The organism is Runella sp. (assembly GCF_965279615.1).
Lineage (GTDB): Bacteria > Bacteroidota > Bacteroidia > Cytophagales > Spirosomataceae > Runella.
This window is the reverse complement of record NZ_OZ257252.1, coordinates 6,039,186-6,054,043: the sequence shown is the minus strand read 5'-3', so window position 1 is coordinate 6,054,043 and position 14,858 is coordinate 6,039,186. Positions and strand designations below refer to the sequence as shown.

Genomic DNA, 14,858 nt, shown 5'->3' with positions numbered 1-14,858 from the left:
AAAGATGGTTGAGATCTTTGATAACATTCACAAAATTTATCAATACAAAGCTCCGTGTGCGGAACTCGCCGATTACATTGAGTTTTTCTCTGAATCTTCCTACGAAGCAACCGGGCGCTATATGGCGAACCAAGGTTTTACGGTAAAGCTATTTCCAAGCTGGACGCCCACTTTTTGGATAAATCTTGGCTCGCCCTATCAGTTATTATTGGATCAACAGCGCTATTCTATCAAATCCGAAGAGGATGTGCTCATTTTAAGAAATACGATCGTAGAGCGACACAACCTACCGACTGACCATATCTTTACGGTCAAGTTTTCACCGGGCGGATTTGAAGCCATTTTTGGAATACCACAGGCCCAATTGGCCGATAAAGTGGTCGGCCTCCATCACGTACTGCCTTTTCAACTGATCCAAAAGGTGAAGCGAATTGATTCATTTGAGGAAAGAATGGAGTTGTTGCAGAACTTCTTTTTGAATATGCATAAAGAGAAGAAGGCCAAAAGTCATTATTTCAATGTCGTAAAGAAAGCCATTGAAACCTACGGCAACGGCAACATGGAGTATAGCAACGGCGAAATTGCCAAAGAACTCTTTGCGACCAACAAAACCATTTATCGCTACTTCAACAACGTGGTCGGCACAACCCCAAAAAATTACTTCTCTACCTTACGGGCAAGAACTGCCTTATCAGAGTACGTAATCGACAAAAAACTCTTTTCACCCTATGATTATGGTTACTATGATATGAGCCATTTTTATAAGGATGTGGTAAAGTTTACGGGCAAAAAATTAATCGAACACCGCGTTTAAATTGTCCTTTTTTTACTAAATTTTAGGTTGGACGGCGCGTAGTTTTGTCGAAAATTAATCACAAACAGCATGAAAAGATTTTCGACACTAACGCTTGTAACGGCTATTTTGGGCTTGCAACCGGCATTTGCTCAACAAAAGGCTACCTATCAACCAAAGATCGAGCCCTGCCCCTGTGCTTTCAAAGCAGACAGCAGTTTAACCACCAAATGTGCCTATTTGATCGTTCCTGAAAACCGAAATAAACCGGCAGGGAAAACGGTAAAACTGCCTTTTATCGTAGTAGAAAGCAATAATCCATACAAAAAGAAAGACCCTGTCCTTTTTACCGGCGGCGGTCCGGGAGCGAGTTCCCTTGGGATCGTGCGCTCGGTTCATATGCGTTCGCTCATCAAAAATCGCGATTTCATCGCCTTTGAGCAGCGCGGAACCCGCTTTGCCGTTCCCTCGTTGGATTGCAATGAAATGGGCGAAGCGCTCAAAAATGCGTTCAAATACAACTTGCCGAAAGACAGTATGATCTTGGCGGGCGTCAAACGTTGCCGGGAAAAGTTGGCAGCGCAGGGCATTGATCTTTCAGGCTACACAACCCTCGAAAGTGCGGCGGATATTGAAGACCTGAGACGGGCGTTGAAAATTGATTCGCTTAATCTTTATGGCATTTCTTACAGCGGTGGCCTGATGATGTCCGTTCTGCAACATTTCCCGACGGGCATCCGATCGCTTATACTGGATTCTCCACTTCCGGAATTTATCAACATTGACGAAGAAGAACCTGTCAACTTCAATGAAGCGCTCCATACCGCGTTCAAAAGACATTCTTCTGATTCGCTCAGCAATACCGTTATCGGGCCTGAAGAATTAAAATTCAAGCGTTATTTTTCATCCATAAAAGGCAAAAAATTTCTCATCCGGTACGTGGAAAAAGGCACAAAGGATACGTTAACGCTCCACTATTCAAGCAGTGAACTGATCGGTATTTTGGTCAACAAACTCTATGATTTTTCGCGACTGAAAGATGTTCCGGCCATTGTTTCTGAGATGGTTCGGGGCAACCATGAGCAATTTATAAGAGACTTTCTGAACGGGATTTTTCAGGGAGGCGGCCCTTCCGGTATGCGGCTATCGGTGTATTGTTCGGATAAAATGGCCTATGCGAGAGATGAAGTGATCAGGCAACAATACGACCTTTATGCTTACATGGAAGGAGCGGGCTACTACCTGCATGACGTTACGCGGCCCATGTGCGATTGCTGGAAAGTTCCTTCCATTCCGGTCAAAGCCAAAACACCTTTTTATTCAAACGTGCCGGTATTGCTTGCTGCCGGAGATACCGATCCGGCGTGCCGGCCCGTTTATAATGATCAAATCCATCATTATATGCCCAACAGCCAGCGGCTGCTTTTTCAAAATCGCTCGCATGGGCCGCTTATTCGGGAAGAAGGCAATATATTTATTGAAAAATTTCTCAATAATCCTAACGAAAAAATAGTTTCCCACAAAAAGGACATTATCGCTTATTAATGCACCATTATAAACATGAAGAACTCTCAGAAAACAGTTTTAACTTCTATCTTTATTTTGCTCTCTATCACCCATTTGTGGGCACAAACGAGCAAATCAAAAGAGATTGAAACGCTCATGGATCGGGCGCACCGGTTAGGAATTTTCAATGGAAATGTGTTGGTCGTTGAGAAAGGGAAAACCATCTATGAAGCCTCTTGGGGATATGCCGACGGAAGCAAATCCCGAAAACTGACGCCTGCCGACCGCTTTAATATCGGCTCTATCGGCAAAGAATTCAACGCCGTTGGCATCATGATGCTGAAAGAGCAGAGCAAACTTACCCTAGACGATAAAGTGTCAAAATTCCTACCCGATTTGCCGGAATGGAGTACCAAAATAACGATCAAAAATCTTCTGCAATATTCGAGCGGTTTGCCCGACATCAATTGGAAAACCATTCAAAGCGACGCCGATATTTGGAACGATATGAAGCAGATTCAGGCACTGCAATTTGAGCCCGGGACCAATTACGCCTACAACAACAGCAATGTGTTTTTGCAACGTCGCATCATTGAAAAAATAACGGGTATGCCTTTTCATACCTTCGTAGAAACCAGAATGCTTACACCCTGCGGCATGAGCGCCTCGGAAGTAGACCCCGACATGAAGGGAAACAACGGGACCATTGCTTTTAACAATGACGGGGTAGAATCTCCCCGCCAATTCAAGTACGTTATGACAGGATGGACGGCCGTGACCGCGCAGGATCTTTATAAATGGAATGAGTGTCTGCACAGTTTTCGTTTGATCAACAGGGATTCTTTTAAAGAAATATTGACGCCCTTTGCGGCCAACAGACAATCGGGTTTGGGCGGAGGAAGTATGGAAGGAGGTGTAATAAAAGAGCATTTTCACCACGGGTCATCGTTTGATTTTGAGTCTTTCATGTATACTGCCCCTTCCGAAGGAATAAGCATTATGCTGTTGACCAATAACATGAATTCCAAACTTTTCGAGATCAAGGATGCCATCAAAGCTATTTTGCAGGGCAAACCCTATACCGCACCAAAGAGATCGTTGTTTATGACATTACGGAAAAATAGTGAAAATCAAACCATTGAACAACTACTGGCGCAATACAACGACCTGAAAGCCAATCAATCCAACGATTATAACTTTGAGAACGAAGATGACTTGAATCAACTTGGCTATTACCTCATGAACAGCAAACGACTGGACGACGCCCTCCGAGTTTTTGAGCTAAATGTGCGCTTATTTCCCGAATCAGCCAATGTATATGACAGTCTGGGAGAGGCTTATTTGAACAAAGGCAACAAAGAACGTGCGCTGGCAAACTATAAAAAATCATTGGAATTGGATCCTAAAAATAACGGTGCAAAAGAAGCCATTGAGCAATTGAAAAAGTGGAAATAAAAAAGGTAACCGTAAACATACAACCTTGCGTTGAGGTTTGCCGTCTATAAAAGAAGTAATGTACTCGACACGCTGGCGTTCTTAGTACTTTCTCCATCTTTTATCGGCTATGTTTATGAAAACATACTTTTACATTTCTATTATTTTTTTAGCCTCGTTTCATAGAAGTATCGCTCAAAACAAACCCATAGGACGAGAAGTCACGATCAATCTGCCAACCCTTGTCTCTCAATTGCAGGCAAACGCGACGGCAACCAACGAAGCTTATTTACCGATCATTGAATTTCCAATGCCCGGTGAGCAAACGCTTCCCTTTCGCGTGAAAGAATCACCTGTTTTTGATACTCCGGTAAAAGATACCAAGACCTACAGTGGACAGTCGCTGAATAACAAGGCAAAAATTCGGTTTTCAATTACTCCAACGGGAGGCCTTGAGGCTATTATCCACACAGAAAGCGGTTATTATATCATCGAGCCAATCGACAAAAAAGCAGGAAAATACCGCTTTTATGCGATGAATGAAGCGCCAAGCGGAGATTGTAACACCGACAGTGAAGCAAAGGCATTTGGCAATGTCCCTCCTAAAAACGGTCGAATACTCAATATTTATCCTTTCCCGGTGGGGAGTCAGTTACGCATTTATCGTATGGCTGCTGCTGCTACCGGCGAAATGGTGACGGCATTTGAGGGAACAAATCAAGCCCGGGATAAAATTGTTGCGATTCTTAATGCGACCAACCTTATCTATGAAATAGAAGCCTCTGTCCGATTTGCATTAATTTCCAAGACGACCGACTTTCCTTATCCGTTGCTGTTTACCAACGGTGCCACCGATCCTTTCCCCGTTGATTCTAATTTTGCGGGCGCTTACAACTCTCAGATCGGTTTTAATACCCTAAACAATAACGCCACTTTACCCTACAATCAATACGACATAGCGCATACTTTTAACTCGTATTCTTATTCAAATTCAGCCACTTGGGCGCGATTTTATCCGCCATCCTATTACATACGCGGTCAGGCGGGAGGAAGACCGTGTGATAATTCAACGAAAGCCGTAGGTTGGACCGAATTTGAAAAGAGTGCATATCTTGGAAGCATTGTCAATATTTTTGCCCATGAAGTTTCCCATCAATTTTCAGCGGGGCATACCTTCAACGCCATCGGAGGCGCTAACGATTTCTGCACATCACAATGGGATGGTTCATCAGCCATTGAGCCGGGCGGGGGAAGTACCTTACTGGGCTATAACAGTAATTGCGGCTGGCCGGTCAACTACACCCTCAGATCCAACTTTGACAGTTATTTTCACACCAAAAGTTTAGAGCAGATATATAATGCTGTCAATACAACAAGTACCTGCTATACACCGGTTGCTACCGGCAATACCCCTCCGGTAGCCAACGCCGGTGCCGATGTTACGATTCCGAAAGGAACACCCTTTGTGCTTACCGGCACAGCGACAGACCCTGATATCAATGACCAACTCACCTACGCATGGGATCAGTACGACGTAGCAAGTGCCGGCGATAAAGGTGCTTTTGGAAGTGACATTGTTGGGGTAGGCGGTTATACTGCCGTAAACAGCACCGAAAGCGCCCCGCTTTTCAAGAGCAAACTACTGAATGTACCCTCGCGTACCTTTCCAAGTTTGGAATTTATTTTAATTGATGCCAACAATCCCTGGGACCCGGAAGGAGAAGATCTACCGCTTAAGCCTCGCAAAATGAAATTTAGGTTTACCGTTCGCGACAATCATACTACCGGCGGCGGAGTGGACTCAGACGAAGCAATCGTGAACGTAGCTGAAAGCGGCCCGTTTTTGATAACCTCTCACAATTTACCAACCACTTGGTACACCGATGGCACCACAACGACTACTGTCCTTTGGTCGGTGAACAATACTCAACTGTCTCCTGTATCCTGCAACAACGTTAAAATCTCCCTTTCGACAGATGGCGGCAATACATTTCCGATTGTGTTGGCGGCCAATACTCTCAATGACGGTGCACAAACCGTTACAATTCCCAATCTTTCCACGACGACGGGAAGGATCAAAGTAGAAGCCATCGGCAACATTTTCTTTGATATTAATAATGTTGATATTACGATCACAAACACCTGTAGCCCTGTCACCTACACGTTGGCTCCTTCCAATGCTGTTACGGCACCGGCAGGAAGTCCTGCCCTTAACCTTTCCTTAGCGCCTACCGGCCCGGCTATCACCCGATTCGTTATTGTTAATACTGCCACTGATATTATCATTGCTATCCAAAATACTCCTAATTTGAGTAATTCAGCCATATTCACGGCCGGCACTTATGCCATTCATGGGTTTTCAAGTGCAGAGATCAACTATGACAACTATGTTGGAATTTCCTTCAGTACATTCGCGGGTTTATTACCCTCAACCGTTTGCGGGCGATTGAGCAGCAATTCAGTAGCCGTTACGATTCAACCTTGCAGCACGCTTCCTCCTTCCGTCAGCTCCGATCTGTCCATTTGTTCAGGAGACTCGGCCGCTCTTACTGCCACAGGATGTGCAGGCACTATCAATTGGACCGCAATTCCTGCCCGGTCGCCTTTGCCTTCCGGAAGTACCGGAAAGGTCGCTCCTACTGAAACAACAACGTATTATGCCACCTGTAGCAACAACGGATGTGCAAGTACTGCTGTTTCTTTGACCATTACAGTCAATCCGCTTCCCGACCCGCCTACGTCTGTTACCGGAGCTAATATTGCCCGAGGCAACACTGCAACCTTAACCACCGGCGGCTGTTCGGGCGGCACAACAGTCCATTGGCTGGCCTCACCTACTTCTAATCAGGCGCTTGGTACAGGAACTTCCTTCACAACACCGCCCTTAGCCGGCGCAACTGATTTTTATGTTGCCTGTTTTAATGGAACCTGTCATTCGGCTCGTTTACTGACGAAGGTTACGGTTAGCAATCCCTGCTTAGCGGTTGCTTCCACATTTCAACCTGCGGCTCCGGTTACGGCAGTTGTCGGCAATGCCGCTTTAGCATTAAATTTAGTCGCTTATACTGCACCTATCACAAAGTTTTCCGGAACAATCACCTTTACTGACCCTGTCACCAGCTTAGTATTTTCGTTGGATAATAACTGCCAATTAGGTGGCAATCCAACCAATTATGATGCTTATAAATTGCATGTCACTGTCGGGGGCACGTATAGTTTCAACATTTCAGGCCCGCAGGGAGTATTGGCAAATATTTATTCAGGTTCATTTGATCCCAATAATTTGTGCCAAGGTTGGATACAATCAACAACCACAAGTCAGTCTATGGGAAGTATGACAGTAACACTTACGGCCAATACGCTATACACACTCGTAGTAACAGGTTTTGGAAGTAATTATCCGGTGTATCCGGCCACCTATTCCATCAACTTTGTAAAACCGAACGGTGCTTTAATCTATGAGGTATTGCCCGCCCCGGTATCAAACTATAATTATACGTATGTAATTTCCAACAATACTACAGGACGTATTGTTGGCTTCAGCAGCGATGCCAACCTAACCAATTCTTCTCTCTATGGTGTTGGTCAGTATACCGTTCGAGGTCTTTCATACGAAGTTGGCCCTTTTACAAATCTAAATCCTTACATCAACACGGACTTTGCCGTGTTTCAGGCACAATTCCCACTGCCCAATTGCGGAGTATTCAGCAGTACTTCCAAATCGGTCAACATCATGCCCAACTGCGCCCTAACGTTGGATTTAAACGGTAACAGCACACCGGGCACCCAACAGGCTTGGCAAAATATAACCTCTACGCAAAATATCAATTCCGGCACGGCAGTCACCTATCGAGCCGGCAGTTCCATTATTTTGCTACCGGCAGAAGGCAGTGGATTTACGGCAAATAACGGCAGTGTTTTTAAAGCAGAAATTGCCGGTTGTAATTAAGAATTTCTCGCCGAAGAATTATAGAAAATCATTGAATTAGATTCAAAAATACTATTGTAAAAGAGTTAACGGAGCAGTTTAAAATGGAATAATCAAAAAAGTTCCTGTAAACATACAACCGTATATAGCGCTTATATCGTCTCTAAAAAAAAGACAAAATCATTATGCGCACACCACTCCTACTTTGTTTATTATTGATAGTAAGCGTTTTAAGTGCACAAAGCCAAAACGTAACTATTACACCTAACGGAATCACACCGGCGTCAAGCCATCCGCGCCTTACGTATGATGCTATTTTAGCCCTTCCCAATCCGGCCGAAGGAGATTTAGCATATGACCTTACCTTTAAGTGTCTTCGGGTATTTACCGACAACAAATGGGTTTGTACATTGACCAACAATTCTACCCTTAACCCCATCATCACAACGATAGACGCACCCGGCAGCACAGAAAATGATTATGGGTTCGGAGTTGCCGTAGATGCCGGCGGAAATGTGTATGTGACCGGAGCCTATGCAGGAACCGTTGCGTTTGGCAATACGTCAATTACATCCGTAGGAAGCCAGGATATATTCATTGCAAAATACAACGGCGCCGGAGCACTCCAATGGGTCAGATCGGCAGGAGGACCAAACGGGGACCAGGGATTGAGCATCGCGGTCAATGCCTCCGGAAATGTGTATATCACAGGTCTTTATAGTGCAACGGCTACCTTCGGCAATACGTCCGTTACCGCCGCAGGAGCCAATGATATTTTTGTGGCCAAATACGATAACAACGGTAATTTCCAGTGGGTACGATCCGCAGGAGGAACGGACGAAGACAATGGCCGAGGCATAGCGGTCGATGCGGCCGGAAATGCTTATATAACCGGGCATTTCAGATCTACGGCAACCTTTGGCGGCAGTCCTGTTACTTCAGCGGGCGGCGAAGATATAGTTATCGCTAAGTATGACAATGATGGTACTTTTCAGTGGGTATATTCGACCGGAAGCTCGAGTGATGATCGCGGAATGGGCATCACAACTGACGCCGCCGGAAATATGTTTGTAACCGGCTATTATTTGGAAACTATCAATTTAGGGGGTACCTCACTTACCTCATCCGGCGGGTATGACATCTTTCTGGCAAAGTACAACAGCGGCGGAGTTGTCCAATGGGCGAAAACGCTGGGCGGTCTCGGTCATGAATACGGTCAAAGTGTGGCTGTCAGCCCCAACGGTAATATTGCCGTTGCAGGAGGGTTCCAAGGGCCTACTTCATTCAGTGGAACAACCATTAATTCAGAGGGAATTCGGGATATGTTTGTTTTAAAATGCAATAGTGCCGGAGGCTTTCTATGGGCAAAAACAGGAGGAGGAACGGGTTATGATCACGGTTACAGCGTCTTTGTAGACGCTAATGACCAAACGTACGTAACAGGCTGTTTTGAGACAACGGGCAAATTTGGAACTGTGTCTAAAGTCGCAGCGGGCAGTCAGGATATATTTGTGGCAAAATATAGCAGTGGCGGCACTCTTCAATGGGTTGTATCGGCCGGAGGTACAGGCAGTGATATAGCAATGGGTGTTGCGATAGACTCCAATATCAATATCTACTTTACGGGAGGGTACAGTGCTACGGCCATTTTCGGGAACAGAACTCATACTTCCGCAGGAAGCAGCGATATTTTTGTGGGCAGACTGGACAAATAAGAAATGTGCTATTGAGATAATTTGGAAAATCAATCCATAACCTCAATGGCGGGATCAAAAGACATCTTTGTTGTTAAATATAGCAATACCGGAACGTTGCAGTGGGTACAATCGTCGGGGGGGGGATAATACAGACTATGGATTGGATATTGCGGTTGATACGACAGGTAATGTATATATTACAGGATCTTATTGGGGTACAGCCAATTTTGGAAATACTACAAAAATCTCAGCCGGTAACAGTGATGTATTTATTGAGAGAATTGAAAAATAACTTGCCCGTTTCATTTCCGAATTATTCATAAAAGAGATGGTTATTTAACATACAATGACCATAAACAAAACGGTATTCTTTTTTGACAATGAATGAAATATTGGATACTATTGTAGCCCTGATCCATCCAACTATTTTCAAATGAAACCCTCTGCCTCTCTCCTCTTTTATTGTTTGATCTTTACCGTTTTAGTATCGGCTTGCGGCGGTGATGCTGCGGAAATGGAACGACTGCAAAAAGAAAATGCAGCACTGAAGGCACAAGTACAGGAGTTGACTGCTACGCAATCGGAAAAAAAACTGAAATACATTTTAAAGATACGATTGAAGCAGGCCAATTTTTCCCTCAGCATCAAAAAACACATCAAAAACGCCATCAACGCCGTAGATTTTGAGCTTCCCGTTGACAAAGATTTTTACGATAGCGTGTCAGAAGGAACTGAAATTGTGGACAAATTTCGCTTTGGTTCCTTTGTGTTATACGGCAGTTTCGGCGATTGGGAAATGACCGTCAAAGACAAACAAATCAGAGGAATCTAAAAGATTGCGGCCATTTCGAATAGTAAATAAAGCCGTAAATGGATTTATAGGTAAATATACTTAAACCTTTTACCTGATACAATGAATTCTGCTTCTCATCCAAGCCGTCTGGCTTCGCTTGACGCGCTTCGCGGTTTTGATATGCTCATGATTTCCGGCGGCGGTGCCTTCATTTTTTTAATGGGCGGAAAAACCAACAGCACCTTTCTTAATTCTCTTGCCGCGCAGTTTGAGCACCCTGCCTGGAACGGCTTTACTTTCTACGATTTCATCTTTCCGTTGTTTTTATTTTTGGCAGGGGTTTCACTTTCCATCAGTCTTAAAAACGGTATGGCTAAAGGTATTCCACCTTCCAAATTATTGGAAAAGGTCTTTAAGCGAATGGTCATTTTGTTTCTATTGGGAATACTGGATAAAAACGCGCCCATTGATATTTTTGACCCCGCCCATATCCGTTACGGCACCGTGCTTGGTCGGATTGGAATTGCCACTTTTTTGGTAGCGGTCCTTTATCTGAACACTACTTGGATCACGCAACTTTTAATCGCCTTTGCCATTCTTGGGTTGTATCATGCAGCACTGTTGTTTATTACCGTCGGCGACTATGGCGGTGGTAACCTTACTTTTGAAGGGAATTTAGTGGGATGGATCGACCGCGCTTTCATGCCCGGACGCTTAAAGCAAACCACTTATGACGAGTTGGCGATGACGACCCAGCTTTCCGCTACTTGTTTAACCATCTTTGGCGCTTTGGCGGGTAAAATTTTACATGACAAATCTGACGTTGGCGTCAAACTGATTCGATTAGGAGCAATGGCTGCCGTTGGAATTACCGCAGGGTTACTCTGGGCTACGGTTTTCCCACTCAACAAACACTTGTGGTCAAGTTCATTTATTCTGCTGACCGCCGGTATGGCTACGCTTTTGGTCGCGCTTTTTTATTGGGTAATGGATGTCCAACGATTTACCAAATGGGCATTTTTCTTTAAAGTGATCGGCCGAAATTCGTTGGCGATTTACTTGCTTTGCCGCTTTGTCGATTTCGGCGAATCATCGCGGCTGCTCTTTGCAGGATTTTACTCTCACGCCCCCGAAAAATGGCACGAGGTTTTCAATGCCTTGGGTGGGTTGATTCTGGTTTGGCTGGTGCTGTATGTGATGTATCGCTACAAAATCTTCGTCAAAGTTTAAGCGGGTTATAAACGATTTAACGGTTGAGTCGGTCATTATTCCCAATAAGGCTCTCATTGTCAGAGCATTTTTTGCGAATTCATTACAAGAAATAAACTGCAATCTATTGTCAGTCAAAGTTGTGATTGACACACCGTAGTTTTCTTCAAAAAGTTGCCTGTTCTACAGATAGTGCAACTTTTTTTTATTTCACCTGTCTAATCTGTTAATACCATGAAATAACCCAATAACAACGTGGAAGAAAGAGACTTGATCAATAGAATTTTGCGGGGAGAATCTACACTCTTTGCGGCTATTATCAAGCAAACCCAAGGACTGGTTGCCCAAATTGTATTTAAATTGATTAAAAACCCGGAAGATCGAAAAGATTTGGCGCAGGATATTTATCTGAAGACGTATAAAAATTTATCAACCTTTCAGTTTCAGTCTAAACTCAGTACATGGATAGGTCAAATCGCTTACAATACCTGTCTTGCCTATCTCGACAAAAAGAAGCTCGTCCTGCCGGGTGAGTACGATTCAGCCCCTGAAAATGGAGAAGCATTATTAGACTATCTGTCAAATAAAACGCTCACTGCATATGACAATGAAACGGAGCAACTTTTGTTTCGGGCCGAGCTTTCCGAATTGATCCAATCCGTCATGGAAACGCTACCGCCGATCTATAAGCTTTTGATCACTCTTTATCACTACGAAGAGTTGAGTTACGACGAAATGGCCGCCATTACCGACTTGCCCGTCGGAACCGTGAAAAACTACTTATTTCGAGCCAGAAAAGCACTTAAGGACCGCTTATTGAAACACTACAGTAATGAAATTCTATGAATACGAAGCACCTTTCAGATCCGGAACTTCAGGAGTATGCCTTGAACGGGAAGAATTGTCCGTCCCAATTTGATGCGCATATCCAATCGTGCAAAATTTGTCGCCAAAAAGCAGAAATTTATCAACGGATGTTCTCCCCGATAATGAAGCCCGCCGCACCAATGTTTGATTTTGACGTAGCGGAATCAGTGATGCAACAACTGCCCGCGCCGCGACCTGTCGCTCTCAGAAAAAGCTATTCCGTCTATTGGCTTGGCGCAGGAATCTTACTAGGTGCAGGTGTACTGATCTATCTGATCTTTATGACTTCCGGAGGCTTTCTTTTTGGCAAAATTGCCCCTATGACGTTAGGAATTTCCGTTATGATGATTTTGACCCTTTTTGTAGTTCTCGGCATTGATATGTTTCTAAAGCACAGCAAACAAATGAAAGTTTTACAACTGGAATTGCAACAATTCGGCTCCCTGTCGGTCTAATTCTTTATTACATTTTTATAGAACAACCATGAAAAAAATCCTCAATTTCATTTCTCTTTTAACCGTATCCTACACGGTCCAAGCGCAAGAGGCAACCGCTTCAGGCGTCGATGAAGACGTTTTCAATATAACGGCCTCTATTTTCACTTTGGCACTGGTCATGCTTTTTTTTCTCTCCGTTATGAAACGACTCCTTGATCATCGAATCAAAAAAAGAATTGTCGAAAAAGGCGTGCCGGAAAGTGTTGCCTCGGCTTTGTTACATGTCAACCCCAAAGAAGACCGAAACAGTAATATCAAGTGGTTTACTATTCTGATGGGAATTGGCATTGCTCTGACCATTATCCACTACACCTTACCCTTGGGCATTCATTCATTGGCCATCATGGCCTTCTGCGTGGCCGGCAGTTTTTTAAGCTATTTCTTCTTTAGTAAGTACTCAGAAAAGTAACTCTCTCACTAAATCAATCAATAACATGAAATTCATTAAACGACTCCCGACAGGGAAATGGGGACGTATTGCCCTTTGGGTAGGAATGTCACTGATCGTTTCGCTTGTCAAAGCGCAGCAGACCCCTCGAATCATCACGGCTACCTCTGCCACAGCCGATATCAAAGACGGCTATGTCATTCAAAAAGGAATCTGGAATTTGTCACCGGAAGTAAAGCCGGATATTTATCATGCTTTACAACCAGCCATGGAAAGAGAAATTACTTTTTATACCGATAAAGATTCAATTTCCTTCCGGGCCAAGCCGGGACAATACTACGATTTTATCGTACTTCTCAATGGGAAAGATTCCTGCTACACTCGCATTGCCATGCCCGCAGAAAGTGCCGCCATTACTTCTGATTTGATCAGCGCCGAACGACTGGCTATGGATTTCGTTGTTTTTCGAAAATCGTTGGAAAATGAACATGCGGGATTGTATCGGTATCAATCCAAAAAAGATGTGAATCGATTATTGGACGATTGCTTACTGAGCATTAATCGGTCGATGACGCGGTTGGAATTCGGCAAAATAATCATGCAGGTCATCAGCTTTATTCAGGATGGTCATACTACCGGGAACATTTCTTCGCTCCTGTTGAAAAACTATCAGGCGCAGGGTAAACTCTTTCCCCTGTATCTTTATTTTACGGCCGACCGAGCATTTATCCGGTGCAATTATGCCGGAATATTTTCAGCCGGGACCGAGATTTTGGCCATTAATAATCGATCTATTTCTCTAATTACACAGCAAATGTTTAAGTATTTACCTTCAGACGGCAGTATTACAACCAAGAAAATTAATACCTTAAACAACGGGGCTTTTGCTTTTCTGTATCGATGGGTGATGGGCAACGATAGTTTGTTTGCGATAAAATACAAAGATGGACAGGGGCGTATCAAAACCGAGACGATTGCGGCGATTCCTGCCAATCAAATTGATTGTGAAACAAAAAATCTGCCAACAGCTCCCCGAGACTTGTATGTACAGTACCTCCCGAAGAATGCGGCTATTCTCACCGTTAAAACGTTTGACGAAGGTAGATTGCAGCGTGCCGGACTGAATTTTAAAGAGTTTCTGCAAACCATCTTTGCCGAATTAAATGCTAAGAAAATTAGTCGATTGGTTATTGATCTGAGAGGAAACGGCGGCGGATTTAATGCCTACAGCCCCTTGCTTTATTCTTATTTGACAGACAAACCTTTTCGTTATTTTGCTTCTGAAAAATCAACTTCAAAGGTTTTCACGGTCAATGACAATTACCTGCTGGGTCTTCAGCAACCTCAGGCAATCAACTTTAAGGGAACCGTCCTGTTTTTGATTGATGGGTTGACTTTTTCAACGGCGGCCGATTTTTGTGCAATTGCCAAAAGCAATCGGCGGGGAAGATTCATTGGAGAAGAAACAGCCGGTGGTTACTATGGCAATACCTCCGGGCAAACCGTACGCATTGAACTTCCGCACAGTAAACTCATAATGACCATTCCGCGTTTCAACTACGGCTTGGCAGTGAGAAAGAGTCGCTATGCTGATAGAGGTGTCTTGCCGGACTACAAGGTTGTGCCTTCTATCCAAGAAGTGATCACGGCACAGGATGTATGCTTACGCTATGCGCTCCGATTAATGGATAAACCCTAACGGGGTTATTTCTGCCATTTTGAAAAAGTTTCCTGCGTGCAAAAATT

Annotated in this window: 12 protein-coding genes; all 12 read left to right on the top strand. The window is 44.1% G+C overall.

The window, feature by feature from the left end; genetic code table 11:
- Positions 1–4: 4 nt before the first annotated feature.
- The 12 genes from ACQY73_RS25375 (at position 5) to ACQY73_RS25320 (ending at position 14,811) form a co-directional block, all read left to right on the top strand.
- Positions 5–814: a DUF6597 domain-containing transcriptional factor gene (locus ACQY73_RS25375; RefSeq protein ID WP_428656432.1), complete on the top strand. Its 810-nt coding sequence runs from the start codon at positions 5–7 to the stop codon at positions 812–814.
- Positions 815–883: 69 nt separating this feature from the next.
- Positions 884–2,338 (top strand): alpha/beta fold hydrolase, encoded by a 1,455-nt coding sequence (locus ACQY73_RS25370; RefSeq protein ID WP_428656429.1) that lies wholly within the window; start codon positions 884–886, stop codon positions 2,336–2,338.
- A gap of 15 nt (positions 2,339–2,353) precedes the next feature.
- A complete protein-coding gene (locus ACQY73_RS25365) occupies positions 2,354–3,754 on the top strand; it encodes a serine hydrolase (protein WP_428656427.1) in 1,401 nt (466 codons plus the stop codon).
- A gap of 115 nt (positions 3,755–3,869) precedes the next feature.
- The gene (locus ACQY73_RS25360) at positions 3,870–7,682 is read left to right on the top strand and encodes a 3-coathanger stack domain-containing protein (RefSeq protein ID WP_428656425.1); all 3,813 of its coding nucleotides are present in this window, start codon (positions 3,870–3,872) and stop codon (positions 7,680–7,682) included.
- 164 nt (positions 7,683–7,846) lie between these two features.
- Positions 7,847–9,376 (top strand): SBBP repeat-containing protein, encoded by a 1,530-nt coding sequence (locus tag ACQY73_RS25355; RefSeq protein WP_428656423.1) that lies wholly within the window; start codon positions 7,847–7,849, stop codon positions 9,374–9,376.
- 67 nt (positions 9,377–9,443) lie between these two features.
- A complete protein-coding gene (locus tag ACQY73_RS25350; protein WP_428656420.1) occupies positions 9,444–9,650 on the top strand; it encodes an SBBP repeat-containing protein in 207 nt (68 codons plus the stop codon).
- Positions 9,651–9,791: 141 nt separating this feature from the next.
- Positions 9,792–10,190 (top strand): hypothetical protein, encoded by a 399-nt coding sequence (locus ACQY73_RS25345; RefSeq protein ID WP_428656418.1) that lies wholly within the window; start codon positions 9,792–9,794, stop codon positions 10,188–10,190.
- 81 nt (positions 10,191–10,271) lie between these two features.
- Positions 10,272–11,381, top strand: a complete 1,110-nt coding sequence (locus ACQY73_RS25340; protein WP_428656416.1) for an acyltransferase family protein — start codon at positions 10,272–10,274, stop codon at positions 11,379–11,381.
- Between the two features lie 234 nt (positions 11,382–11,615).
- On the top strand, positions 11,616–12,206 hold the full coding sequence (locus ACQY73_RS25335; RefSeq protein ID WP_428656414.1) for an RNA polymerase sigma factor: 591 nt from the start codon (positions 11,616–11,618) through the stop codon (positions 12,204–12,206).
- Positions 12,203–12,682 carry a hypothetical protein gene (locus tag ACQY73_RS25330; protein WP_428656412.1) on the top strand — a complete coding sequence of 160 codons (480 nt, stop codon included), beginning with the start codon at positions 12,203–12,205 and terminating at the stop codon, positions 12,680–12,682. Before ACQY73_RS25335 ends, ACQY73_RS25330 begins: the two co-directional genes overlap by 4 nt.
- 28 nt (positions 12,683–12,710) lie before the next feature.
- Positions 12,711–13,133 carry a hypothetical protein gene (locus ACQY73_RS25325; RefSeq protein ID WP_428656410.1) on the top strand — a complete coding sequence of 141 codons (423 nt, stop codon included), beginning with the start codon at positions 12,711–12,713 and terminating at the stop codon, positions 13,131–13,133.
- A 25-nt stretch (positions 13,134–13,158) separates the two neighbouring features.
- Complete coding sequence (locus tag ACQY73_RS25320) at positions 13,159–14,811, top strand: S41 family peptidase (RefSeq protein WP_428656408.1); 1,653 nt, start codon at positions 13,159–13,161, stop codon at positions 14,809–14,811.
- The last annotated feature ends 47 nt before the right edge of the window (positions 14,812–14,858 follow it).